This is a genomic window from Burkholderia mayonis, assembly GCF_001523745.2.
Classification (GTDB): Bacteria; Pseudomonadota; Gammaproteobacteria; order Burkholderiales; family Burkholderiaceae; genus Burkholderia; species Burkholderia mayonis.
Genome location: NZ_CP013387.1, coordinates 2,150,584 through 2,175,803, shown reverse-complemented (window position 1 = coordinate 2,175,803; position 25,220 = coordinate 2,150,584). Strand labels below are relative to the sequence as shown.

The 25,220-nt window shown below is 65.2% G+C and carries 21 protein-coding genes; 14 read left to right on the top strand and 7 right to left on the bottom strand.

Annotation, left to right across the window (positions count from 1 at the left end):
- Window positions 1-374: 374 nt before the first annotated feature.
- Window positions 375-1,088 carry an SOS response-associated peptidase family protein gene (locus WS70_RS28505; RefSeq protein WP_226382884.1) on the top strand — a complete coding sequence of 238 codons (714 nt, stop codon included), beginning with the start codon at window positions 375-377 and terminating at the stop codon, window positions 1,086-1,088.
- 294 nt (window positions 1,089-1,382) lie between these two features.
- On the opposite strand, the gene WS70_RS28500 is transcribed toward WS70_RS28505, so the two are convergent.
- Entirely contained in the window at window positions 1,383-1,673 is a 291-nt protein-coding gene (locus WS70_RS28500; protein WP_059598580.1) for a hypothetical protein, read from the bottom strand.
- A gap of 249 nt (window positions 1,674-1,922) precedes the next feature.
- On the opposite strand from WS70_RS28500, the gene WS70_RS28495 reads away from it, so the two are divergent.
- Complete coding sequence (locus WS70_RS28495) at window positions 1,923-3,245, top strand: IS5 family transposase (protein WP_059474209.1); 1,323 nt, start codon at window positions 1,923-1,925, stop codon at window positions 3,243-3,245.
- Between the two features lie 347 nt (window positions 3,246-3,592).
- On the opposite strand, the gene WS70_RS28485 is transcribed toward WS70_RS28495, so the two are convergent.
- Window positions 3,593-4,342 (bottom strand): LOG family protein, encoded by a 750-nt coding sequence (locus tag WS70_RS28485; protein WP_059472769.1) that lies wholly within the window; start codon window positions 4,340-4,342, stop codon window positions 3,593-3,595.
- Window position 4,343: 1 nt separating this feature from the next.
- On the opposite strand from WS70_RS28485, the gene polA reads away from it, so the two are divergent.
- Together polA and WS70_RS28475 are read left to right on the top strand one after the other, a co-directional pair.
- Window positions 4,344-7,115 carry a DNA polymerase I gene (polA, locus tag WS70_RS28480; RefSeq protein WP_059597643.1) on the top strand — a complete coding sequence of 924 codons (2,772 nt, stop codon included), beginning with the start codon at window positions 4,344-4,346 and terminating at the stop codon, window positions 7,113-7,115.
- A 305-nt stretch (window positions 7,116-7,420) separates the two neighbouring features.
- Window positions 7,421-8,803: an NAD(P)/FAD-dependent oxidoreductase gene (locus WS70_RS28475; RefSeq protein ID WP_059472771.1), complete on the top strand. Its 1,383-nt coding sequence runs from the start codon at window positions 7,421-7,423 to the stop codon at window positions 8,801-8,803.
- Between the two features lie 392 nt (window positions 8,804-9,195).
- Here WS70_RS28475 and WS70_RS28470 read toward each other — a convergent pair whose 3' ends face one another.
- On the bottom strand, window positions 9,196-10,992 hold the full coding sequence (locus WS70_RS28470) for a TadG family pilus assembly protein (protein ID WP_059597662.1): 1,797 nt from the start codon (window positions 10,990-10,992) through the stop codon (window positions 9,196-9,198).
- Here WS70_RS28470 and WS70_RS33310 point away from each other — a divergent pair.
- A complete protein-coding gene (locus tag WS70_RS33310) occupies window positions 10,985-11,314 on the top strand; it encodes a hypothetical protein (protein ID WP_159082986.1) in 330 nt (109 codons plus the stop codon). The two genes, WS70_RS28470 and WS70_RS33310, sit on opposite strands and share 8 nt — an antisense overlap.
- A gap of 451 nt (window positions 11,315-11,765) precedes the next feature.
- The gene (locus WS70_RS28455) at window positions 11,766-12,641 is read left to right on the top strand and encodes a dienelactone hydrolase family protein (RefSeq protein ID WP_059472775.1); all 876 of its coding nucleotides are present in this window, start codon (window positions 11,766-11,768) and stop codon (window positions 12,639-12,641) included.
- Window positions 12,642-12,689: 48 nt separating this feature from the next.
- On the opposite strand, the gene WS70_RS28450 is transcribed toward WS70_RS28455, so the two are convergent.
- Window positions 12,690-13,559 carry a sulfurtransferase gene (locus WS70_RS28450; protein ID WP_059597645.1) on the bottom strand — a complete coding sequence of 290 codons (870 nt, stop codon included), beginning with the start codon at window positions 13,557-13,559 and terminating at the stop codon, window positions 12,690-12,692.
- Between the two features lie 154 nt (window positions 13,560-13,713).
- The gene (locus WS70_RS28445; protein ID WP_059472777.1) at window positions 13,714-14,820 is read right to left on the bottom strand and encodes an aromatic ring-hydroxylating oxygenase subunit alpha; all 1,107 of its coding nucleotides are present in this window, start codon (window positions 14,818-14,820) and stop codon (window positions 13,714-13,716) included.
- A 269-nt stretch (window positions 14,821-15,089) separates the two neighbouring features.
- Here WS70_RS28445 and WS70_RS28440 point away from each other — a divergent pair, with 269 nt between their 5' ends.
- The 4 genes from WS70_RS28440 to folE2 all read left to right on the top strand — a co-directional run bounded on the left by WS70_RS28440 (window position 15,090) and on the right by folE2 (window position 19,181).
- Window positions 15,090-15,383, top strand: a complete 294-nt coding sequence (locus tag WS70_RS28440; RefSeq protein ID WP_059472778.1) for an exodeoxyribonuclease VII small subunit — start codon at window positions 15,090-15,092, stop codon at window positions 15,381-15,383.
- Window positions 15,380-16,264, top strand: coding sequence for a polyprenyl synthetase family protein (locus WS70_RS28435; protein WP_059472779.1), 885 nt, complete (start codon window positions 15,380-15,382; stop codon window positions 16,262-16,264). The genes WS70_RS28440 and WS70_RS28435 overlap by 4 nt, the downstream gene beginning before the upstream one ends.
- A gap of 84 nt (window positions 16,265-16,348) precedes the next feature.
- A complete protein-coding gene (gene dxs, locus WS70_RS28430) occupies window positions 16,349-18,253 on the top strand; it encodes a 1-deoxy-D-xylulose-5-phosphate synthase (RefSeq protein ID WP_059597646.1) in 1,905 nt (634 codons plus the stop codon).
- Window positions 18,254-18,371: 118 nt separating this feature from the next.
- Window positions 18,372-19,181, top strand: a complete 810-nt coding sequence (folE2, locus tag WS70_RS28425) for a GTP cyclohydrolase FolE2 (protein ID WP_059472781.1) — start codon at window positions 18,372-18,374, stop codon at window positions 19,179-19,181.
- Between the two features lie 344 nt (window positions 19,182-19,525).
- On the opposite strand, the gene tsaD is transcribed toward folE2, so the two are convergent.
- Window positions 19,526-20,566: a tRNA (adenosine(37)-N6)-threonylcarbamoyltransferase complex transferase subunit TsaD gene (gene tsaD, locus WS70_RS28420; protein ID WP_059472782.1), complete on the bottom strand. Its 1,041-nt coding sequence runs from the start codon at window positions 20,564-20,566 to the stop codon at window positions 19,526-19,528.
- 121 nt (window positions 20,567-20,687) lie between these two features.
- Here tsaD and WS70_RS28415 point away from each other — a divergent pair, with 121 nt between their 5' ends.
- From WS70_RS28415 to dnaG, 4 genes are all read left to right on the top strand, one after another.
- Window positions 20,688-21,920 carry a BaiN/RdsA family NAD(P)/FAD-dependent oxidoreductase gene (locus tag WS70_RS28415; protein WP_257791910.1) on the top strand — a complete coding sequence of 411 codons (1,233 nt, stop codon included), beginning with the start codon at window positions 20,688-20,690 and terminating at the stop codon, window positions 21,918-21,920.
- Window positions 21,921-21,995: 75 nt separating this feature from the next.
- Window positions 21,996-22,208, top strand: a complete 213-nt coding sequence (gene rpsU / locus WS70_RS28410) for a 30S ribosomal protein S21 (RefSeq protein ID WP_004190342.1) — start codon at window positions 21,996-21,998, stop codon at window positions 22,206-22,208.
- 167 nt (window positions 22,209-22,375) lie between these two features.
- Window positions 22,376-22,822: a GatB/YqeY domain-containing protein gene (locus tag WS70_RS28405; protein WP_059472929.1), complete on the top strand. Its 447-nt coding sequence runs from the start codon at window positions 22,376-22,378 to the stop codon at window positions 22,820-22,822.
- A 91-nt stretch (window positions 22,823-22,913) separates the two neighbouring features.
- Complete coding sequence (dnaG, locus tag WS70_RS28400; RefSeq protein WP_059472784.1) at window positions 22,914-24,794, top strand: DNA primase; 1,881 nt, start codon at window positions 22,914-22,916, stop codon at window positions 24,792-24,794.
- Window positions 24,795-24,840: 46 nt separating this feature from the next.
- Here dnaG and WS70_RS33305 read toward each other — a convergent pair whose 3' ends face one another.
- Complete coding sequence (locus WS70_RS33305; protein ID WP_059472785.1) at window positions 24,841-25,179, bottom strand: hypothetical protein; 339 nt, start codon at window positions 25,177-25,179, stop codon at window positions 24,841-24,843.
- Window positions 25,180-25,220: the final 41 nt, after the last annotated feature.

Sequence of the window (25,220 nt, the reverse complement as noted above, 5' to 3'; positions counted from 1 at the left end):
ATCCGTGACCTGTATATGCAAGTCTCTCGTGGCGTGCGATTGTATATTGATGGCCGTCAGAGGGAATCCTGGACCAATCATCATTAGCGGTAATCGAGAGAGGACAGTTCGATTGATTGTGGATAATTATATTCATAACTGATGCGATGTATTCTTGTGAATTTTAAATAAATTGGTAATGAATGTGATATTTTGTGAGGCTGATGATTTTTTGCTCATTGGTGAACCGAATCGGCGTGCACCCTGTTGTGATGGAATGTATCTTTTTGCTAGTTATTAAAAAGTAATGATATTGAATCATATATGTAATAATTCGTTCTGCCTATTTTTTCTAAGATTCTTTTCTGTTTTGTGACAATTGTTAATAATTTAATTTGTTTGTTGGTCTGATTGCCGTGGTAGTCCTGCTCACTTTATTGAGACGCTTCCTGGAGGCGGGGCGAGGAGGCGTTGTTGGGCCGGCCAATTGCTTGGGCCGGCCAATTGCTGCGGACTGGTTGTTGGCGATGCGCCGTTCACATGCTCATTGCTTCGCGCTGCCAAGGGCCGCCAACGTAGTCCCAACGGCGAACCGGCCGCCGGGCAAGAAGTACCTGACGGTCAACGCGTACGCCGAGACGGCGGGTGAGAAGCCAGCATACCGAAGTGCGTGGCGAGCGGGCCAGCGCTGTTTGATTCCGGCAGTGTGGATTTACGAGCCGAAATGGGAAACCGGAAAGCACGTCCGCTACTGGATCGGGCTCGCTGGCTGGCGACCATTTTGTGTCGTCGGTTTGTTGTGTGCGCGGAAGACGCTGAAAGGCGGCGAAATCCTCGCAATGGCGATGCTGACGGTGAGCGCCGACGAGCATCCGATGATGAGGCACGTGTACCGCCCGGGCGACGAGGAGCGGTCCGTTGTCATCCTGCGGTCAGTCGATGACGACGCGCGATTCGACGCGAAAAATGTCGAAGTCGCGCGCACGTCGTGGTCGCTTTCTCAGGCGGACGAGATGGCAGCCGAGCCAGCGCTGAGGTCGTGGAAAGGTTGTCTAACTTGCCAAAAAGCACAGATCAATTCGCGGGAAAAGATACAGCGCGTCAAGTGATTGAAGTTAGAGAAACTCTGGAAAGCATTGATTTTGCAGCGTAGTGCGACTTCGAACTGCGCTGCTTCGCGGAGGTCGCGTTCCCGTAACGCGACAACGCGCCGGTGCGTGCGGCGCCGAGGCGATTGCGCAAAAGACGACAAGGTCGTCCATGATCCGATCATGGACGACCTTGTCGAGAAGATCGTCGGCCTGACTGAAACTGCCCGATCGGGCTGTTTCGTTTCGCATTGGCCGGCTGCGCAGACGGCCGCCGTCGATGTTTGCCGCGCGGCGCGAATCAGGCGCGCGGCATCAGCATTCGCCCTTCTTCGCGTGTCCCGGCGGGCAGAAGCCGCGATGGCGGTGATGCTCTTCCCACTCGCGACGTTCCCAATAGCGGTGGCCGTCCCAGTAACGGTCGCCGTGCCAGCCGACGATGACGGCGGGCGCGGGCGCGGGGGCGACGACGACGGGGGCAGGCGCCGGTGCGACGACGACAGGAGCCGGCGCGCCGATGTTGACGTCCACATTCACGGCGTGCGCCGCGCCCGATAGCGCGATACCGATACCGGTCAATGCAAGGGCGATCAACGAGCGTTTCATGTTCTTTTCCTCACGAGTTGAGATGAGCGTCCGTTCCGACGCGTGCAGGCTTCGAGCCCCAAACCCGCCGTGTCCGTTCCGACGGACACGCAGCAGGACAAAGTGTGGCGGCGCGGTGGATTAATTGGTCGAACCTGAACAATCCTGGACGGCTTATACGGAAAGGCGGTGAGGCCGAAACGGTGTTGTTGGATTTGCAGGAAGCAGGCATATTGACGCGTGAATCCTGCAAATCCTGACGAGGTGTGGATGGGTCCGAAGTTGCCGGTGACAGAGGGAGATTTCTTCCGCCAACCGCTGCGCGAGCAGATCAATCTGAAGCATCCGTTGATTCGCCTGGCCGATCTGATCGACTGGGCTCGGTTGAGCACGACGATGAGTGCGAGTTTCGCATCGTCTCGTGGCCGACCGGCAACGTCGCCGCGTTTGATCGCAGGGCTGCTGTACTTGCAGCACGCGTTCGACCTGTCGGATGAAGAGGTCGTCTGGCAATGGCTGGAGAACCCGTACTGGCAAGTGTTCACCGGCGAGACGTACTTGCAGACGAAACCGCCGATCGATCCGTCGAGCCTGACGCGCTGGCGTAAGCGCCTGGGCGAAGCCGGCGTTGAAGAACTGTTGGCTGAGACGATCGAAGCGGCCAAACGCGCAAAGGTCATCAAGACGACGAGCCTGAAGCGGGTGATTGTCGATACGACGGTGATGGAAAAGGCGATTGCGCATCCCACCGATTCGCGCCTGCTCGAACGTTGCCGGGAACATCTGGTGAAGGCCGCCGCCCAGCACGGGCTGAAGCTGCGGCAGAACTACAACCGCGAAGCGCCGCGTCTGGCGGGCCAGATCGGGCGCTATGCGCATGCGAAGCAGTACAAGCGGATGAAGAAGGCGCTGCGCACTTTGCGTTCACGAGTGGGGCGCGTGATGCGTGACGTGGAGCGGCAACTGGAAGGCGTTGTTCAGCAAAGTCGCGCGGAGTTGGAAGACTTGATCAGCCGCACGAAGCGGATTCTCACGCAGAAGCAGAAGGACAAAAACAAGCTGTATGCGCTGCACGCGCCGGAAGTGGAGTGCCTGGCGAAAGGCAAAGCGCGCAAGCCGTACGAATTTGGCGTGAAGGTGTCGATCACCACGACGCACAAGGAAGGTCTGGTAGTCGGAGCTCGTTCAATGCCGGGCAATCCATACGACGGGCACACGTTGGCCGAAGCGTTAGAACAAGCGGCGATCCTGAGCGATGTGCAGCCGGAGATCGCCGTCGTCGACCGCGGCTACAAGGGCGTCGCCGTCGATGGTGTGAAGGTCTATCACCCAGGTTTGCGACGCGGTATCACACGCGGCCTGCGAGCAATGATCCGGCGTCGCAGCGCAATCGAACCGGCCATCGGGCACATGAAGGCCGACGGCAAGCTCGATCGAAATTGGCTCAAGGGTTCGTTGGGCGATGCGATTCATGCGGTGCTGTGCGGCGCTGGCCACAACCTGCGGATGATCCTGCGCAACCTGCGGCTTTTTTACGCCCTGATTCTCGTCGCTTTGCTCAGCTTCCGAGCCGCTGCGCCGTCGGCGGCGTAGCTTCATCTGCGCGACAAAACGAATTGTTCAGGGCCGACTAATTGGCGTGTGGATTTGTAACGGTGCGTTCTCGCACAGTTCGCGCGGCCGGATGCGGGTAGGGCGCCGCTTGACAATCCGATCGGCGAGCATATCGATTCGGGACGCGTGGCGCGCCGAATTTGACATTTGCCCTGCGGCCGGTGAAATGAACGGTTACGAAGTGCGTGCCGCGCCGCGCCCAAATCGCTGGGTTTCGATCGTCGCGGCGCACAAGAAAAACGGGCGGGCGCTTCGTCGGCCCCGCCCGTTCGCGTGTACTCGATGTGCGCCGTGCGCGCCGCAACGGCATGCGGCGCGCGTGTTCGTCACAGGTAGAACATCCGGTCCTCTTCCGGCCGCGGCGGTTGCGCTTCCTCAGTTTCCTCGCCGCGATCCTCGTAGAACGCCAGCACCGCTTCGAGCACTTGGTCGGGATCGTCGATCACCTTCATCAGGTTCATGTCGTCCGGATTGATGAGGCCCATCGGAATCATCTGATCGCGGAACCACTGCAGCAGTCCGGTCCAGAATTCGCTGCCGACGAGCACGATCGGTACGAGGCGCGATTTCTTCGTCTGAATCAGCGTGAGCACTTCGGACAGCTCATCGAGCGTGCCGAAGCCGCCCGGCATCACGATCACCGCGTCCGAGTTCTTCACGAACGTGACCTTGCGCGTGAAGAAATGGCGGAAGCGCAGCGAGATGTCCTGGAAGTGGTTGCCGGCCTGCTCGTGCGGCAGCTCGATGTTGAGGCCGACGGACGGCGCCTTGCCGGCGTGCGCGCCCTTGTTCGCCGCTTCCATGATCCCCGGGCCGCCGCCCGAGATCACGGCGAAGCCCGCGTCGGACAGCTTGCGCGCGATCTGCACCGCGAGTTTGTAGTGCGGCGAATCCGGTTTGAGGCGCGCGGAACCATAGATGCTGACGGCAGGGCGGATCTCGGACAGGTACTCGGTCGCCTCGATAAACTCTGCCATAATCGTGAACATCTGCCACGAAGCGCGGGCCTTCTTCGCCGTCGCGCGTTCTTGATCTGCGAGCGAACGCAGACTCGGAATCACTTTTCTCTTATTCATAATGCCTGAAGAACGAAATCTGGAAGGTAAGACCCTGCTATTGGTTGATGGTTCGAGCTATCTGTATCGGGCTTACCATGCGATGCCTGATTTGCGCGGCCCTGGCGGGGAGCCGACCGGAGCGCTCTACGGAATCATCAATATGCTGCGCCGCATGCGCAAGGATGTCAGTGCAGAGTATAGCGCGTGCGTGTTCGACGCAAAGGGCAAAACCTTCCGGGACGATCTGTACGCCGAATACAAGGCGCACCGGCCGCCGATGCCGCCCGATCTCTCGCTGCAGATCGAGCCGATCCACGCGGCGGTGCGCGCGCTCGGCTGGCCGCTCCTGATGATCGAGGGCGTCGAAGCCGACGACGTGATCGGCACGCTCGCGAAGGAAGCCGAGCGGCGCGGAATGAAGGTGATCGTGTCGACGGGCGACAAGGACCTCGCGCAGCTCGTCACCGGCCACGTCACGCTGATCAACACGATGACGAACGAGGCGCTCGATCGCGACGGCGTGCTCGCGAAGTTCGGCGTGCCGCCCGAGCTGATCGTCGATTATCTGTCGCTCATCGGCGACACCGTCGACAACGTGCCGGGCGTCGAGAAATGCGGCCCCAAGACGGCCGTCAAATGGCTGTCGCAATATGGCACGCTCGACGGCGTCGTCGAGCACGCGGGCGAGATCAAGGGCGTCGTCGGCGACAACCTGCGCCGCGCACTCGATTTCCTGCCGCTCGCGCGCAAGCTCGTGACGGTCGAGACCGCATGCGAGCTCGCGCCGCACGTCGAGTCGATCGAGTCGTCGCTCGCGACGGACGGCGAAGGCCGCGACGCGCTGCGCGATATCTTCTCGACCCACGGCTTCAAGACCTGGCTGCGCGAGCTCGACAGCGAGCCCGCCGCGAACGGCGCGGCCGCTGAGGCCGGCGCGGTTCAGGATCCTGCAAGCGGCGCGACCGCCGAACTGCCGCTCGCCGCCGCGCGCAACTACGACACTGTGCAGACGTGGGAGCAGTTCGACGCATGGCTCGCGAAGATCTCGGCTGCGGAGCTGACCGCGTTCGATACCGAGACGACGTCGCTCGATCCGATGCTCGCGCAGATCGTCGGCTTGTCGTTCTCGGTGGAGCCGGGGCACGCCGCGTACGTGCCGGTCGCGCATCGCGGGCCGGACCTGCCCGCGCAGCTGCCGCGCGACGAAGTGCTCGCGAAGCTGAAGCCGTGGCTCGAGGACGCGGGCACGAAGAAGCTCGGCCAGCACCTGAAGTACGACGCGCAGGTGCTCGCGAACCACGGGATCGCGTTGAACGGCATCGAGCACGACACGCTGCTCGAGTCGTACGTGCTCGAATCGCATCGTACGCACGACATGGACAGCCTCGCGCTGCGCCATCTCGGCGTGAAGACGATCAAGTACGAGGACGTCGCGGGCAAGGGCGCGCAGCAGATCGGCTTCGACGAGGTGCCGATCGACAAGGCGTCCGAGTATGCGGCCGAGGACGCGGACATCACGCTGCAGCTGCATCACGCGCTGTATCCGCAGATCGAGCGCGAGCCGGGGCTCACGCGCGTGTATCGCGACATCGAGATGCCGGTGTCGCTCGTGCTGCGCAAGATGGAGCGCACGGGCGTCCTGATCGACGGCGACCGGCTGACCCGGCAGAGCAGCGAGATCGCGACGCGGCTCGTCGAGCTCGAGCAAGAGGCGTATGCGCTCGCGGGCGGCGAATTCAATCTCGGCTCGCCGAAGCAGATCGGCCAGATCTTCTTCGAGCGGCTGCAACTGCCCGTCGTCAAGAAGACGCCGAGCGGCGCGCCGTCGACCGACGAAGAAGTGCTGCAGAAGCTCGCCGAAGACTATCCGCTGCCGAAGCTGCTGCTCGAGCATCGCGGCCTGTCGAAGCTGAAATCGACCTACACCGACAAGCTGCCGCGAATGGTCAATCCGAACACCGGCCGCGTGCACACGAACTATGCGCAGGCGGTTGCGGTCACGGGGCGGCTTGCGTCGAACGATCCGAACCTGCAGAACATTCCGGTGCGCACGGCCGAAGGGCGGCGCATCCGCGAGGCGTTCATCGCGGCGCCGGGCAGCAAGATCGTGTCGGCCGATTATTCGCAGATCGAACTGCGCATCATGGCGCACATCTCCGGGGACGAGTCGCTGCTGCGTGCGTTCGCGCATGGCGAGGACATTCACCGCGCGACCGCGGCCGAGGTGTTCGGCGTGACGCCGCTCGAAGTGACGTCCGACCAGCGGCGCATCGCGAAGGTGATCAACTTCGGCCTGATCTACGGGATGAGCTCGTTCGGCCTCGCGTCGAACCTCGGCATCACGCGTGATGCGGCGAAGCTCTACATCGACCGCTACTTCCTCCGCTATCCGGGCGTCGCCCGCTACATGGAGGAGACGCGCACGCGCGCGAAAGAGAAGGGCTACGTCGAAACCGTGTTCGGCCGCCGCCTGTGGCTGCCCGAGATCAATGGCGGCAACGGCCCGCGCCGCCAGGCCGCCGAGCGCGCGGCGATCAACGCGCCGATGCAGGGCACCGCGGCCGACCTGATCAAGCTGTCGATGATCGCAGTCGACAACTGGCTCGAGCGCGGCGGCTTCGCCGCGCGGATGATCATGCAGGTGCACGACGAACTCGTGCTCGAGGTGCCGGAAAGCGAACTGTCGGTCGTGCGCGAGAAGCTGCCCGAAATGATGTGCGGCGTCGCGAAGCTGAAGGTGCCGCTCGTCGCCGAGGTCGGCGTCGGCGAAAACTGGGAAGAGGCGCACTGACGCGTCGTCCGCGCGACGTGCGCGTCGCAGGTATGCGCCGTGCATCAGGCCCGGCGCGTACCGTTTCCATCACATCCCCCGCCGTTTCTTTCGCGCTCGTTGCAATTTAAGCGCTTGCGGCTGTCATGCAAACTCCGGGACAATGCAGAAACTGGCATCGCCGCGCCGTGATCGCGCGGATGCGAGCGACGCCGAGGCGCTCGCGTGCCTAAAGTGTCCGAACTAGTTAGGATGTCGATTGGCGGCGAACGCGGTCGTGCTCGCCGCCTTGACCGCAAGCAGTCTCGAATCGTAAGGGGAATCGGATGCATCGTTTCATCATCGTCGGCGGCGGTGCGGGCGGGCTCGAATTGGCGACGCGCCTCGGGGACCGCTATGGCGCGCGCGGCAATCGGCCCGCGCGTGCGCTCGTCACGCTCGTCGATCGTTACCCGACTCATATCTGGAAACCCCTGCTGCACGAAGTGGCGGCGGGCAGCATGGACCCGTTCACGCAAGAGCTCGAATATGCGGCGCAGGCGCGCTGGCACGGCTTCGAGTTCCATCAGGGCGAGCTGATCGCGCTCGACCGCACGTCGCGGCGCGTGACGCTCGCGCCCGTCGCCGATAACGACGGCGCCGAGCTGTTGCCGCAGCGCGAGCTCGAATACGACACACTCGTCATCGCGATCGGCAGCACGACGCATTACTTCGGCGTGCAGGGCGCGCCGGAGCATTCGATCGCGCTCGACACGGTCGCCGAGGCGGAGCGGTTCCGCAAGCGCCTGATCGCCGCGTGCATGCGAGCCGAGCATCAGCCTCACGAGCTCGTCGCGCAGACCGCCTCCGCGACGGACCCGGCAGATCCTGCCGAGCCTGCAGACCCGGTGGAGCCTGCCGAGCCGCGCATCCAGGTCGCGATCGTCGGCGGCGGGGCGACGGGCGTCGAACTGTCCGCGGAGCTGCGCAACACCGCTCAGGTGCTGTCCGCGTACGGGCTGCACAAGCTCGATCCGCGACACGACGTCGGCATCGTACTGATCGAGTCCGGGCCGCGCATCCTGCCGGCGCTGCAAGAGCGCGTGTCGACGGCAACCGCCGAGCTGCTCGAGAAACTCGGCGTGCGATTGATGCTCGGCGAGCGCGTGACCGAAGTCGCGCCGGGCGTTGTGCGCACAGCGAGCGGCAAGAGCGTGCGCGCGGACCTGACGGTGTGGGCGGCGGGCATCAAGGCGCCCTCGGTGCTCGCGAAGCTTGACGGCCTCGAAGTGAACAAGCTCGGCCAACTGGTCGTGCGCCGCACGCTGCAGACCGAGACCGATCCGAACGTCTTCGCGCTCGGCGACTGTGCAGGCTGCGCGTGGCCCGGCCACGACCGCAACGTGCCGCCGCGCGCGCAAGCCGCGCATCAGCAGGCGAGCTTCATGCTGCGTGCGTTCGCATGCCGGCTCGAAAGCCGGCCGCTGCCCGAATTCACCTATCGCGATTTCGGCTCGCTCGTGTCACTCGGGCACTTCAGCGCGGTCGGCAATCTGATGGGCGGGCTGATCGGCGGCAACATGCTGATCGAAGGGCTCTTCGCCCGCTTCATGTACATGTCGCTGTATCGATTGCACGTCGCGGCGCTGCACGGTTATCCGCGGATGGTGCTCGACACCGTCGCGCACTGGCTGCGGCGCTCGACGCTGCCGCGGGTGAAGCTGCACTAGCGAAGCCGCGGAGAGAACGGCGGCATGGCGCGAGCCGGCCGTCGTTCGCGCGGCGCTCGTTCGGCGCGCGTGGCTCGTCGGCTCCGGTGCTGCCGAATCTCGCCGCCGGCGCGCGCGCCGTCACTTTTCTTCATGCGCGACACGCATTGGCTTCTCCTTGCGCTCGCACGCGCATCGTTCGTCGTCCGTAGTTGCTCATGATTCAGGCCTCACCCCGAGGGATGAAGCCGACGGTCGATCCGCCCGAGCGGAGTGCGGGCGGATATGATGGTCCGCGGTGTCGGCATGGAGGTTGGCTTCTTCTTGATGCGCAGAGCCCGTCCAGTAGTTGGGCCCGCAGTCCCGCGAGCACCCCGTATTGTGATTTGGGGCGGCAACGCCCTTGAGCGCGTCTAGTAGACGAGCTGCGACACGCCGCAAGTCAGCGACATGTCGTGGATCGTGCTTTCGCCGACCTGCACACCGAGCAACTGCAGCAGCGGCACGACCGCCGAATCGAGGCCCGACAGCATCGGCGGCAGCACGCCGCCGAGGAACGTATCGAGCGCGGTCTGGATCGGTCCGAGCGGCAGGCTGATGCCGATGAGCGAGATCTGCGTCTGCTGCAGCGATGCGCCGAGGCCCGACAGCGCATTGCCGAGCACGCTGCCGACGCCATTCGAATTCGTGCTTTGATAGCCGCCCGTCGTCCCGTAGAACGTGAGCGTCGGCGTGCTGCTCGCGGGTACGTCGGCCGGGAGCGACGCGAGCGACTTGATCGTCACGAGGTTCGCGATGTTGACGAGCGTCGCGGGCGTCGAGCAGGTGAACGGCAGCGACGCGGACAGGTTGGCCGGCGTGTCGCCGATGCACAGGTTCGCGAGGCCCGTCTGCACGCCGATGGCCGACGTGCAGGTCGACGGCGACGACTTGCAGCTGGCCGACTCCAGCCACGCCTGCCCCGGCGCGATCTGTAGCGACAGCGGCAGGTTCACCTGCACCGGCACGAGCGCGCCGAGCACCCCGAGCGGCAGGTTTGCCGTGCCGAGTCCGATATTCAGATAGAGCCGCACCTGCGCCGTTCGCGCGATCGTGCGCCAAGTCTTCGTGACGGGATCGACGCCTGCCTCGCCGATGCCGAGCACGGGCGGCTGGATGATCTGCACTTGCAGGCTCGCGTTCAATCCGCCGACGTTGAGCCCGTTCGCAAGCGAGAACGCGGTTTGGCCGGTGGCGATCTCGGCGGCGACGAGAAGCGCGTCGAACGGGCTGAACGTCGCGTCCAGCGCGGCCTGCGGGTCGGACAGACCGACCGAGAAGATGCCTGTCGAATTCGCGGTGTTGCCAATCTTGAAAGTCCGCCCGCCCGGGATGTTCGCGCTGACGATCGTCTGCAACGCGCCGATGCTCGTCTGCAAGTCCGTATTCGCGACCGACGTTTGCGACAGCGCGGTCAGCATCCAGCTCGCGAGCTGCGGGACGGTGGTCTGCGTATTCAGCAGCGCGTTCACGGTACCGACGTTCGCGGCCGCCATCAGGTCCTTGATCCTGATCCGCGAATTCGCGAGGCCTTGATACGACAGCACCGACAGATTCAGATTCGCGCCGAGCAGCCCGTTGAGAAGCGCGTTCACGACGCCGCCTTGCAATTGCGCGAGCGTCGTGCCGATCGAATACGCGCCGACGTTGGTCGCTTGCGCGGTGCCGGTTGCAGCGACCGTGCGCTGCGAGCCGAGGAAGTAGTACGGCACGGTGCGCGTGACCGTCACCTGAACCGCGTTGAGCTGCGCGTCGCTGCCGGCTGCCGAGCCTGCGGCCGAGCCCGCGAAGAAGCTCGGCCCCGCGTTGTCCTTCACGTCCCAGCGGCCGCAGACGACCGTCATCGATTGTCCCGACGCACTGCTGTCGAAGCCATTGCCGAGCGCCGCCGATTGCGCGGTCGCGGCGGGCTTCACGCAGCCGTCGTCCATCGTTTGAGCGGCCGCGAGCGCGACCGTGTCGGCGATGCCTTGCAGCGCGCGGCGCTGATAGAACAGATTGCCGAGATCGACTGCGCCGAGCGCGGCGATCACGACGCCGATCGCGATCGCCGCGATGACGGCGAGCGAGCCGCGCTGACGGGCGGGCGAGCGTCGTGCGCGGCGCTGCCGACTCGGCTTGCGGCGGTTGGAAATATCACCGGTGATCGGGCGGCGTGTCGGCTTGTTCATTCCAACCTCGTTGTGCTTCGTCGGCGTTGCGTATTCTGATTTGCGCGATGCGCGATCGATCGGCATCGGACGTTCGTTGTCATCGACGGCGCTCCCGGTTCGCATGCACCGCGCAGCGCTCGCCGCACACGGGCGCCTTCTGTTCGGCTGCGACTGTCGGCGGGAGGTGCTGCCGGTTGCGCGCATGGCGCGCCAGCGAATCATGCGGGCAATCGCATTTATTTGGCAATCCAATATTTTCCCGGAATACGTGTCGACGAGGACTTATCTCGATATGCAAGGGGAAATGAAAAGCAGGGAGTGGGAATCCGTAGGAATGTGAATGAAATGGGCGCGTGCGATTCGATGACGGTCACGGCGGAAAATGGCAATGCATGTCGCATGCGTGGCGCGTGCGACACGACGATCGATCGTTCGATACGCGCTCATGCGACATGCTGCGCTCGCCGGCGATTGCATGTCGAGGACGCGACGCGCATCTTCGGCCGGCATTTCGATGCAATGTTCTAGAAGCGCCGACAGTGGCGATCAGGCATCGCGCCGCGACCTGTTCGCGAAGGCCGGCCAATGCCGCCGCGATTTTCACTTCTGACAAAAGGTTGACGCCTCCCCGCATTGTTGGGCATCGTGTGCGGGTTCCGCCTCGGCGGGGCGGGCGGCGACGCTCGGCGCGGCTGCATCGCGCCAGGGCCGCCGCGGTTCGAATTCATGTCGCCGCCGCGTGCGCCGCGTGCGCCGCGTGGCCGCGACAACGAGAAGAGAGGAGCACATCCATGTTGAAACCCGAAGTCGACAGCCTGGTTCCGCACGTTCCGTTCAGCCGCCGCAAGTTCGTCAAGACGGCGCTCGGCGGCACCTTCGCCGCGGCCGTGCTGCCCGTGTCCGCCCAGACGATCGCGACCGACAGCGCCGGCCTCGACGTCGACACCGTCGAGATCCGCTCGGGCGACGCGAGCGTGCCGGCCTATCGCGCGCAGCCGGACGGCAAAAGCAACCTGCCCGTGATCGTCGTGATCCACGAGGTCTTCGGCGTGCACGCCCACATCGCCGATATCTGCCGGCGCTTCGCGAAGCTCGGCTATCTGGCGATCGCGCCGGATCTGTACGCACGACAGGGCGATCCGTCGAAATATCCGTCGATCCAGGCGCTGCTCGACCAGGTGGTCAGCAAGGTGCCCGACCGGCAGGTCAGCGAGGATCTCGACGCGACGGTCGCTTGGGCGGGGAAGAACGGCGGCGACCTGTCGCGGCTTGGCGTGACGGGCTTTTGCTGGGGCGGCAGGCAGGCTTGGCTGTTCGCCGAGCACAATCCGCACGTGCGTGCGGCGGTCGCGTGGTACGGCAGGGTGGTCGGCGAGACGAACGAGATGACGCCGTTCAATCCGGTCGATCATGCGTCGCAACTGAAGGCGCCTGTGCTCGGCCTCTACGGCGGCAAGGACGACAGCATTCCGCAGCGCTCGCTCGCGGAGATGCGCACGCGTCTCGCGGCGGCCGGCACGAAGGCGGCGCGGGAATCGGAGATCGTCGTGTACCCGGACGCGGGCCACGCGTTCTTCGCCGATTACCGCCCGAGCTACGTGAAGGCGGACGCCGAGGATGGGTGGAAGCGCGCCGTCGCGTGGTTTCGGCATCACGGCGTGATGTGACGCCGGTACGCGCCGCCGTGGCGGGCGGCGGCGCGCGTGGCGTGTCGCTTATGGGTTCGCGCCGGTCGCGACGGGGCGGGACGGATCCGCGCTCCATTCGCTCCACGATCCCGCATAGAGCGCCGGGTCGTGCAGGCCGGCGATCTCCATCGCGAGCGCGTTGTGGCATGCGGTGACGCCCGAGCCGCATTGCAGGATCACCTTGTTCGAAGGCGTCGCGCCGAGCAGCGGATTGAATGCCTCGCGCAGCTCGTGGCCGCTCTTGAAGCGGCCGTCAGCCGTCAGGTTGTTCTTGAAGAAATGATTGAGCGCGCCAGGGATGTGTCCGCCGACGCGATCGATCGTCTCGTTTTCGCCGCGATAGCGGTCGGCGGCGCGGGCATCGATCACGAGATGGTCCCTCGTCGAGAGATTCGCGAGCACCGTTCGCGCATCGACGACCGTCGCGAGCGGCGCGGCCGCGTGGAAGTCGCCCTGGGTCTTCTGCGGCGTGCCCTGTGTCGCCGCGTGGCCGGCTGCTTGCCAGGCCTGCAGGCCGCCGTCGAGCACCGCGGCGGAATCGTGGCCGAGCCAGCGCAGCAGCCACCAAAGGCGCGCCGCGTACATGCCGCCTTGCGCATCGTACGCGACGACCTGCTGATTCTGCTTGAGCCCGTGGGCCTTCAGCGTGTCGACGAGCGCGTCGCGCGCGGGCAATGGGTGACGACCGTTCGTGCCGGTCTTCGCGCCCGACAGGTCGCGGTCGAGATGCAGATAGTGCGCGCCGGGAATGTGACCGGCTGCGTACGCTTGCTCGCCCAAGCCGGTATCGGCGAGATCGAAGCGGCAATCGAAGACGAGCACGCTGCTCGGCGCGGCCGCAAGACGTTCGGCGAGATTGTCGGCCGAGATGAGCGTGGTGTAGTGAGTGTGTGGCATGACGACTCCCTTGGAGAAACGGGCCGGATGCTCTAAGTCTAAACAAAAAAAGACGGGCTGCAGCCCGTCTTTCTTTTCCGTGCCGATCCGGCGCAAGGCCGGGAGCGGATCAGGTTTCGACGAATGTCGGATGAAGCGTCGCGCGGGACTCCGCTCAGATCGCGCCGAGCTGCCGGCGCAGGAACTCATGGAAGTGCTGCATGCCGTCTTCCATCGGGCTCTGATACGGGCCAATCTGCGATTCGCCGCGCTCCATTAGCGCGCGGCGGCCGGCGTCCATGCGCAGCGCGATTTCGTCGTCCTCGATCGCGGTTTCCATGTACGCGGCGCGCTCCGCCTCGACGAACTCGCGCTCGAACAACGCGATTTCCTCAGGGTAATAAAACTCGACGATGTTCGTCGTCTTTTGCGGGCCGCGCGGAATCAGCCACGACACGACGAGCACATGCGGATACCACTCGATCATGAGGCCCGGATAGTAGACCATCCAGATCGCGCCGAACTCGGGCGGCACGCCGTCGCGATAGCGGAGGACCTGATCGTGCCACTTCTGGTACGTCGGGCTGCCCGGCTTCGCGAGCGCGTTGTGCACGCCGACCGTCTGCACGCTGTACCAGTCGCCGAACTCCCATTTCAGGTCGTCGCACGACACGAAGCTGCCGAGACCCGGATGAAACGGGACGACGTGGTAGTCCTCGAGGTAGACCTCGATGAAGGTCTTCCAGTTGTAATTGCACTCGTGAATCTCGACGTGATCGAACATGTAGTCCGAGAAGTCGAAATGGTGCTTCGTGCCGAGCTGCGCAAGATCGTGCGCGACGTCGCGGCCCTCGGCTTCGAACAGCAGGCCTTGCCAGTTCTGCAACGGCGTCGCGTGCAGGTTCAGGCAGGGCTTGTCCGGAAAATGCGGTGCGCCGAGCAGCTGGCCGTCGAGATCGTAGGTCCAGCGATGCAGCGGGCAGACGATGTTCTGCGTCTGCCCGCGGCCGTTCAGCATGATCGCCTGGCGATGGCGGCACACGTTCGAGAGCAGTTCGATCTGCGAAGTCTGGTTGCGCACCAGCACGCGGCCCTCGTTTTCGGAAGGCAGCGCAAAATAGTCCCCCGCTTCGCGCACCATCAATTCGTGCCCGACATAGCGAGGTCCCTTCTTGAAAAGTGTTTCGATTTCGCGCGCGAGGAGCGCCTCATCGAAATAAGCGGTGACTGGAAGCTGGCTGTGTGCCGACTTCAGTTGCAATGCGTCGCTCAGATTGGACATTCCCACTCCCGGTGAAAGCGTGAAAGCAGTGAACAACCCAACCATCGAAAATTCGATTTAGGGGAACCGGCGATTATACCCGGATCAACTTTCTTGGGGTGGGATAAGTGACTGATTTGTGTCAAATTTTTCCCGGAATTTGGACGGGTTTCGTGCGATTTGCACACGAAGCGCGCTGCGCTCGAGCCCCTTGAAGCCAAGTCGGCAGGTCGGAAAATTCTCTTTTGCCGTAGAATGTCCGACTTGTTTTGACTTTTGACACCCCGTCCATGGCGAAAACCGCAACCCCAGGCGCGTCCGCGTCCGACCCCGGTTCCGGGCCGCTGCCGGAAAATTACGAGGCGGCGCTCGCGGAACTGGAGGCGCTCATCGCCCGAATGGAGGGCGGGACGCTGAGCCTCGAGGATTCGCTTGCGGCGTATCGCCGCGGCGCGGCGCTCGTTGCATTTTGCCAACAACAATTGGAAAAAGCGGAGCAGCAGGTGCGTGTGCTCGACGGCGCCACGCTCAAGCCGCTTTCCGCCGGAACGGCCGCCGCGGACGGCGGAGACGACGATCTATGACATTCGACCAATGGATGCGCTCGGTGCTCGAGCGTGTCGAGACGGCCCTCGGCCATTATTTGCCGGCCGAAACTGTAGCGCCCGCACAACTGCACGAAGCGATGCGCTATGCGGCGCTCGGGGGGGGGAAACGGGTGCGTCCGCTGCTGTGCCATGCGGCGGGCGAGCTCACTGGCGCGTCGGAAGCGGCGCTGAACGCTGCAGCGGCGGCGCTCGAAATGATTCACGTGTATTCGCTCGTGCATGATGATATGCCGTGCATGGACGACGACGCGCTGCGTCGCGGCAAGCCGACCGTCCATGTCGAGTATGACGAGCCCACCGCGCTTCTCGTCGGCGACGCGCTGCAGTCGCAGGCCTTCGTCGCGCTGACGGACGCCGCCGCGCTGCCGCTCGACCGGCAGGCCGCGCTCGTGCGCGAGCTCGCGCTCGCGAGCGGCTCGATCGGCATGGCGGGCGGTCAGGCGATTGATCTCGCGAGCGTCGGTCATGCGCTTTCGCGCGACGCGCTCGAGACGATGCACCGGATGAAGACGGGCGCGCTCCTGCGTGCGTCGGTGCGGATGGGCGCGCTCGCGGGCGAGACGCCGTCCGAAGACGCGATGCGCGCGCTCGACGCATACGCGGCCGCTGTCGGCCTCGCGTTCCAGGTGGTGGACGACATTCTCGACGTCACCACCGATTCCGCGACGCTCGGCAAGACGGCCGGCAAGGACGCGGCGAACGACAAGCCGACCTACGTGTCGATCATCGGCCTCGACGCGTCGCGCGCGCTTGCCGCGCAACTGCGCACCGACGCGTACGCCGCGCTCGAACCGTTCGGCGCGCGCGCACGGCGCCTGGCTGAACTGGCGGACCTGGTGGTGAACCGGGTCAGCTGACGCGAAAGCCCGCCGCCGCGCCCATGCTACGGGTGGTGCGTGTAAGAAGTGCGGGCGCGTTTGTTTTCCTACAATGGAACGACGATGTACGACTTGCTGAAAACCATCGACGACCCGGCGGATCTGCGCCGTCTCGATCGTCGCCAACTGCAGCCGCTCGCCGACGAGCTGCGCGCGTTCGTCCTCGACAGCGTGTCGAAGACGGGCGGCCACCTGTCGTCCAATCTCGGCACGGTCGAGCTGACGATTGCGCTGCACTACGTGTTCGACACGCCGGACGACCGGATCGTGTGGGACGTCGGTCACCAGACCTATCCGCACAAGATCCTGACGGGCCGCCGCGACGCGATGAAGTCGCTGCGCCAGCAGGACGGCATCTCCGGCTTCCCGCGCCGTTCGGAGTCCGAATACGACACGTTCGGCACCGCGCATTCGAGCACGTCGATTTCGGCCGCGCTCGGGATGGCGATCGGCAGCAAGCTGCAGGGCGACGACCGCTTCTCGATCGCGGTGATCGGCGATGGCGCGATGACGGCCGGCATGGCGTTCGAAGCGATGAACAACGCGGGCGTGTCCGAGGATGCGAAGCTCCTCGTGATCCTGAACGACAACGACATGTCGATCTCGCCGCCCGTCGGCGCGCTGAATCGCCATCTCGCCCGCCTGATGTCGGGCCGTTTCTACGCGGCCGCGCGCGCGGGCGTCGAGCGCGTGCTGAGCGTCGCGCCGCCCATGCTCGAGCTCGCGCGCAAGCTCGAGGAGCATGCGAAGGGCATGGTCGTGCCCGCGACGCTGTTCGAGGAATTCGGCTTCAATTACATCGGGCCGATCGACGGCCACGATCTCGATTCGCTGATCCCGACGCTGCAGAACATCAAAGAGCTGCGCGGGCCGCAGTTCCTGCACGTCGTGACGAAGAAGGGCCAGGGCTACAAGCTCGCCGAGGCCGACCCGGTGCTCTACCACGGCCCCGGCAAGTTCAACCCGGCTGAAGGCATCAAGCCGTCCACGACGCCCGCGAAGAAGACCTACACGCAGGTGTTCGGCGAGTGGCTGTGCGATGCGGCCGAGCTCGATTCGCGCGTGGTCGGCATCACGCCGGCGATGCGCGAAGGCTCCGGCATGGTCGAGTTCGAGAAGCGCTTCCCGGAGCGCTACTACGACGTCGGCATTGCCGAGCAGCACGCGGTGACGTTCGCGGGCGGCCTCGCGACGGAGGGGCTCAAGCCCGTCGTCGCGATCTACTCGACGTTCCTGCAGCGCGCTTATGATCAGCTGATTCACGACGTCGCGCTGCAGAACCTGCCCGTCGTGTTCGCGATCGACCGCGCGGGCCTCGTCGGCGCGGACGGCGCGACGCACGCGGGTGCGTACGACCTCGCGTTCCTGCGCTGCATCCCGAACATGACGGTGATGGCCGCGTCGGACGAGAACGAGTGCCGACAGATGCTGCATACCGCGCTGCAGCAGCCGAACCCGACCGCGGTCCGTTATCCGCGCGGCGCGGGCACGGGCGTTGCGACCGTCAAGGCGTTCACCGAGATCCCGCTCGGCAAGGGCGAGGTGCGTCGCCGCACGTCGCAGCCGGAGGGCAAGCGCGTCGCGATTCTCGCATTCGGCACGATGGTCGCACCGTCGCTCGCGGCGGCCGAAGTGCTCGATGCGACCGTCGCGAACATGCGCTTCGTGAAGCCGATCGACGCCGAGCTCGTGCAGGAGCTCGCGCAAACGCACGATTACTTCGTCACCGTCGAGGAAGGCTGCGTGATGGGCGGCGCGGGCTCCGCATGCGTCGAGGCGATGATGGAGGGCGGCGTGATCCGTCCGGTGCTGCAGCTCGGCTTGCCAGACCGTTTCATCGATCACGGCGATCCGGCGAAGCTGCTGTCGATGTGCGGTCTCGACGGCGACGGTATCGCGAAGTCGATTCGCGAGCGCTTCCTGAGCCACGCGACGAGCGTCGCAAGCCCGGCGAAGCGCGTCGCGTAAGCCGTCGCGCGGTGGCTTTCCCCCGAATGCATGGGCCTGCGGGCCCATGTCGCATTTCCGGCAGGTCATGCGGCATATGGCGATGTCGTGCCGCGTGACCCTATAAGGATCGAACAAGATGAACCTGATGAATCCCGAATTCGTGATGCCCGATGTGCAGAGCACGGTCGACACCCGACAGATGCCGATCCAGCGCGTCGGCGTGCGGGCCGTCCGACATCCGCTGACCGTGCGCACCGCCGAAGGCGAGACGCAGGCCACGGTCGGCACCTGGAATCTCGACGTGCATCTGCCGGCCGATCAGAAGGGCACGCACATGTCGCGCTTCGTCGCGCTGCTCGAGGAAACCGACGCGCCGCTGACGGCCGACGCGTTCCGCGCGATGCTGGCGACGATGCTCGAGAAGCTCGAAGCGCAGGCGGGACGCATCGAGGTATCGTTTCCGTACTTCGTGAACAAGACGGCGCCCGTGTCGGGCGTGCGCAGCCTCCTCGACTACCAAGTGACGCTGACGGGCGACGTGTGCGACGGCGTTACGCGCGTGTTCGCGAAAGTGCTCGTGCCGGTGACGAGCCTCTGCCCGTGCTCGAAGAAGATCTCGCAGTACGGCGCGCACAACCAGCGCTCGCACGTGACGATCGACGCGGAGCTCGCGGCCGACGTGCCGGTCGAGGATCTGATCCGGATTGCCGAGGAAGAGGCGTCGTGCGAGCTGTGGGGGCTGCTCAAGCGCCCTGACGAGAAGTTCGTCACCGAACGCGCATACGAGAATCCGAAGTTCGTCGAGGACCTGGTGCGCGACGTCGCGCGACGGCTCGATGCGGACGAGCGGATCGTCGCGTACGTGCTCGAGGCGGAGAATTTCGAGTCGATCCACAATCACAGCGCGTATGCACTGATCGAGCGCGACAGGCGGCGAGCCGCGTAGGCGTCGCGCGGCGGTTGTAGCCGTATGCGGAAAGGGGCCGTTCGACGTGAACAGCCCCTTTCGTTTTGGGTGACGGCAATCGAATGACTGCGGTTCGGGAGCGGTTGTCGCGTGGTGATGGCTGGTGCGGGGCATCGATCGTAGTCGGCGCGTGTGCCGAGCGGGCGGGTGCGCGGCGTTGGCGATATTCGCCGACATTTGCAGGCGGCCGGTACAACCCGCCGGTTGCCTGCGCCTCATCGTCGATGGAAAGCCGACCGCGACGCGGTATGGCAGCGGTGCTGCGCGGCCATCTCGCCGCGGCGATGTTTCTTCGGGTGCGTCTTCGACAGGCGCGCTGCGCTTCAGCGCGCAAGCGACGCCAGATCCCAGCGCGGCCTCACGGTGAACGCGTAGTCGCGGCTCGCCTGCGACGGCCAGCGCGCAAGCCGCAGTGCACCCGCGAGCGCGATCATCGCGCCGTTGTCGGTGCAGAGCGCGAGGTCGGGGTAATGGACGTCGAAGCCGCGCTTCGCGGCCGCGGCCGACAGCGCCTCGCGCAGCTGGCGGTTCGCGCCGACGCCGCCCGCGACGACGAGCCGCTTGAGCCGCGTCTTCTTCAGCGCGGCGAGCGATTTTGCGACGAGTACGTCGACGGCCGCGTCGACGAAGCCGCGCGCAAGGTCGGCCTTCGCGCGCTCGAACCCGGCGCCGCTCGCGTGCGCTGCTTCGAGCTTCTTCATCTGCGTGAGCACCGCGGTCTTCAGCCCGCTGAAGCTGAAATCGAGATCGCCCGAATGGAGCATCGGCCGCGGCAGCGCGACCGCGCCCGGCGTGCCGGTTTCGGCGAGCTTCGACACTTCCGGTCCACCCGGGTAGCCCAGACCGAGCAGCTTCGCGGTCTTGTCGAACGCTTCGCCCGCGGCGTCGTCGAGCGTTTCGCCGAGCGTCTCGTAGACGCCGACGTCGGTGACGCGCATCAGTTGCGTATGGCCGCCCGACACGAGCAGCGCGACGAACGGGAACGGCGGCGGCTCGGCGACGAGGAGCGGCGACAGCAGGTGCCCTTCGAGATGATGGATGCCGATCGTCGGCTTGTCCCACGCGAACGCGAGCGCGTTCGCGATGCTCGCGCCGACGAGCAGCGCGCCCGCGAGGCCCGGGCCCTGCGTGAACGCGATCGCATCGATGTCCTCGCGGCGCGCGCCGCTCGCGGCGAGCACCTCCTCGAGCAGCGGCAGCGCGCGGCGAATGTGGTCGCGCGACGCGAGCTCGGGGACGACGCCGCCGTATTCGCGATGCATCGCGATCTGCGAGTGGAGCGCGTGCGCGAGGAGGCCGCGCTCGGTGTCATAGAGCGCGAGGCCGGTTTCGTCGCAGGAGCTTTCGATGCCGAGAACGAGCATGATGGTGTGCGGCGGCCGCGTCGAGACGCGCGCGGCCGGAAATCAACGTAACAAAAAAGTATAACAGCGCGGTCGCTTTGTCCGTCGTCGCGCGGGCGAAGTGCCGCGCGACGCAGGTACAATCCGCGCCATGGAAAATTTCGACATCGCAGTGATCGGCGCGGGCGCGGCCGGCATGATGACGGCCGCGGTGGCCGGTCAGCTCGGCCGGCGCGTCGTGCTGCTCGATCACTCGCCGCGGCTCGCGGAGAAGATTCGCATCTCGGGCGGCGGGCGTTGCAACTTCACGAATCTGTACGCGGGGCCGGACAACTACCTGTCGTCGAATCCGCATTTCTGCCGCTCGGCGCTCGCGCGCTACACGCCGCGCGATTTCCTCGGGCTCCTGAAGAACTACCGGATCACGTGGCACGAAAAGCACAAGGGGCAGCTCTTCTGCGACCATTCGAGCGACGCAATTATCGACGTATTGAAGGGCGAATGTGACGCGGGCGGCGTCGCGTGGCGGCGGCCTGTGTCGGTCGACACGGTGCGGCACGTGCACGCGGATGGCTTCGCGCTCGACACGAGCGCGGGCGCGATCGGCGTGCGGGCGCTCGTCGTCGCGACGGGCGGGCTGTCGATCCCGAAGATCGGCGCGACCGATTTTGCCTACCGGATCGCGAAACAGTTCGGCCACAAGCTCGTCGACACGCGGCCGGCGCTCGTGCCGCTGACCTTCGCCGTCGATGCGTGGGCGCCGTTCGCGGCGCTGTCGGGCGTGTCGCTCGAGGCGCGGGTGTCGACCGGCGCGAAAAAGGTCGGCGGTGAGTTCGTCGAAGACATCCTGCTCACCCATCGAGGACTGTCCGGGCCCGGGATCCTGCAGATTTCGAGCTACTGGCGCTCGGGCGAGCCGATCCATGTCGATCTCGTGCCGCAGCTGGACGCGGCGGACGAATTGGTCCGCGCGAAGGCGGGCTCGCGACGTCAGATCGGGGCGCTGCTCGCCGAATGGGTGCCGGCGCGGCTCGCGCATGCGTGGCTCGAGGCCGAGCGGGTGCGCGTGGACGCGCGCCTCGCCGACCTGCCGGACAAGACGCTGCGCCGGATCGGCGAAACGCTGTCGCGTTGGACGCTCACGCCGAACGGCACTGAGGGCTACCGGAAGGCCGAGGTGACGAAGGGTGGGATCGACACGCGCGAGCTGTCGTCGGCGACGATGATGAGCGAGCGCGTGCCTGGCCTCTTCTTCGTCGGCGAGGCGGTCGACGTGACGGGCTGGCTCGGCGGCTATAATTTCCAGTGGGCGTGGGCTTCGGGCGTCGCGGCCGGGCGCGCGGCCGCCGACTGCACGCACCGCTTGACGGGTTAGTGCGTTTGTGCAAGGCGTCTGCTATACTCCAAAACCTTTCTCCGCGATACCTTTACTTTTTTTACGTGACGGGTCATGACGATCATCCGCGTTAAGGAAAACGAGCCTTTCGAAGTTGCGATGCGCCGCTTCAAGCGCACGATCGAAAAGAACGGTCTGCTGACTGAGCTGCGCGCGCGCGAGTTCTATGAGAAGCCGACTGCGGAGCGCAAGCGTAAGAAGGCCGCTGCGGTGAAGCGCCACTATAAGCGCATCCGCAGCCAGATGCTGCCGAAGAAGCTCTACTGAGTATTGCCCGCGCCGCGTGGTTCGCTAGGCGGCGCACCGATGGGATTCGCCGAGCGCAGCCCGTCGATGCCGAATTCGAGCAAACCCGCTTGAGAAACCGTCTCAAGCGGGTTTTTGTGTTGACGCCGCTGGGCGGTGTCGCATGGAATTTTCATACCGGATATACGATGAGTCTGAGAGACCAGATCAGTGAAGACATGAAGGCCGCGATGCGCGCGAAGGAAAGCGAGCGGCTGGCGACGATCCGCCTGCTGCTGGCTGCGATCAAGCAGCGCGAGGTCGACGAGCGCGTGACGCTCGACGATGCGGGCGTCATTGCGGTCGTCGACAAGATGATCAAGCAGCGCAAGGATTCGATCAGCCAGTTCGAAGCCGCGGGCCGCACCGACCTCGTCGAGAAGGAGCAGGCGGAAGTCGCGGTCCTGACCGCGTACATGCCCGCGCAGTTGTCGGAAGCAGAGGTGGCGGCCGAAGTGCGGTCGGCCGTCGCGCAGACGGGCGCAGCGGGCCCGCAGGACATGGGCAAGGTGATGGGCGTGCTGAAGGGCAAGCTCGCCGGCAAGGCCGACATGACAGCCGTGTCCGCGCTCGTCAAGGCGGCGCTCTCGAAGTAACCCCGGCCGGCGCGACGCGCGCCCGCCCGTCAAGCGGCCCGGCGGCCGCGGCGGCGCGCGTCGGCCGGCACGTCTTCCGATCGATCCAACGGTGATTCCGCATTCGTTCCTGCAGGATTTGCTGAACCGCGTCGACATCGTCGACGTGGTCGGCCGGTACGTGCAGCTCAAGAAGGGCGGCGCCAATTTCATGGGGCTGTGCCCGTTCCACAACGAGAAGAGCCCTTCGTTCACGGTCAGTCCGACGAAGCAGTTCTACCATTGCTTCGGTTGCGGCGCGCATGGCACCGCGATCGGCTTTCTGATGGAGCACGCGGGGCTCACGTTTCCCGAGGCGGTGCAGGAGCTCGCGCAATCGGTTGGGCTCACGGTGCCGCACGAGCCGTCGCCGATGCGCGGCGGTGGCGGTGGAGGCCCGGGCGACGGCTATGTGCCGCCCGCCGCGTCGAAAGCGGTCACGACCGCGCTGTCGGATGTGATGCACGCCGCTTGCGACTATTACCGTAAGCAGTTGCGCGGTGCGCCGAACGCGATCCAGTATTTGAAGCGGCGTGGACTGACGGGCGAGATCGCACTGCGTTTCGGGCTCGGCTACGCGCCGGACGGCTGGCAGAACCTCGAGGCGGCGTTCGACGACTACCGCCACGATTCGCTCGTCGATGCGGGCCTTGTGATCGTCAGCGAGAAGACCGATGGGAACGGCGCGGCGCGCCGCTATGACCGGTTTCGCGAGCGGATCATGTTCCCGATCCGCAACGTGAAGGGGCAGGTGATCGGCTTTGGCGGCCGGGTGCTGGGCGGCGGCGAGCCCAAGTATTTGAATTCGCCCGAGACACCCTTATTCAACAAAGGCAGCGAACTATACGGGTTGTTCGAGGCCCGGCTCGCGATCCGCGACCACAAATACGCGCTCGTCGTCGAAGGGTATATGGACGTCGTCGCGCTCGCGCAGCTCGGCTTTCCGAACGCGGTGGCGACGCTCGGCACCGCGTGCACGCCGATTCACGTGCAGAAGCTGTTGCGGCAGACGGACACGGTCGTCTTCAGCTTCGACGGCGACTCTGCCGGCCGGCGCGCCGCGCGGCGCGCGCTCGAGGCGTGCCTGCCGCACGCGGCGGACAACCGGACGATCCGCTTCCTGTTCCTCCCGCCGGAGCACGATCCGGACAGCTACGTGCGGGAATTCGGGACGGATGCGTTCTCGGAGCAGGTGAAGCGGGCGATGCCGCTGTCGCAGTTCCTGCTGAACGAGGCGATGGCGGGCAAGGAGCTCGACCAGCCGGAGGGGCGCGCGAAGGCGCTGTTCGACGCGAAGCCGATGCTGCAGGCGCTGCCGGCGAACGCGTTGCGTGCGCAGATCATGCACATGTTCGCCGACCGGCTGCAGATTCCGTTCGACGAAGTCGCGGCGCTCGTCGAAGTGGACGCACGGATCGCCGCGCCGGCCCGTCAGGCGCCCGCGCGCAGCGAGCGGCGGCGCGTGACGGACAGCGAGAAGCGCGCGCTGCGCAATCTGGTGATGCATCCGCGGATCGCGGCGACGCTCGACGACGAGAGCCTCGCGACGCTGCGGGCGCTGCCGAGAAACGGGGAACTGTTCGACGAGGTGGTCGGCCATGCGCGCGCGCTCGGCGATGGGGCGGAGTTCCGGCTTTTGTCGGATGTGCTACGCAATTCGGCTAACGCGCCCACCTACGACGAAATTTTCCGGGAAATTCTGGTCTATGATGAAAATGTCCGCGACTTGATGCAGCAGAATCCGGAAAGCGACGTGGCGCAGGAGGGTCTGCGCGAGCAGGAACGGATCGCAGGCGAGGAGCTTCAGGCAGCGGTGCTCAAGATGCGCTACGACGCATGCTGTGACAGGCTCAACAGCCTTTCGAAGCGGCCGGCGCCCTCTTCCGAGGAATTGGCGGAAATCAAGGACTTGCATCAGAACCTGGCAGACATGAAGCGAAGGCTGGGGCTGTGAACCGGCCGGGGAAGGGTCTGTCTCAACGTGCTATAATATAAGGTTTTCAGCGGTTTGTTTTCTTAGCAGAGGCGAGAATCGCAATGGCAAAGACTATCGGCGGAAAAAAAGCGGCGGGCAAGGCGACGGAATCGACCGTGAAGGTCGCGACGGCCAAATCCGCAGCTTCCGCAAAGACGTCTTCGGCCCGCGCGGCGCACCCTGTGAGGAAGAGGGCCGCGGCCGGCACCGCCAAGGCTGCGCCGGCGCCGACGGCCAGCGCATCACGGGTCGTCGTGAGGTCCGAAGCGAAGACGGCCAAGCCGGCTTTGAAGCGGGCGAGTGCGAAAAGCGCAAGGGGAGCGGCTGCCGCGCCGGACGAAACGGCAGCTACTCGAGCATCCACGGTTCAACCGGCTGTAGTCCAGCAGCCGCGAGTCGATTTAG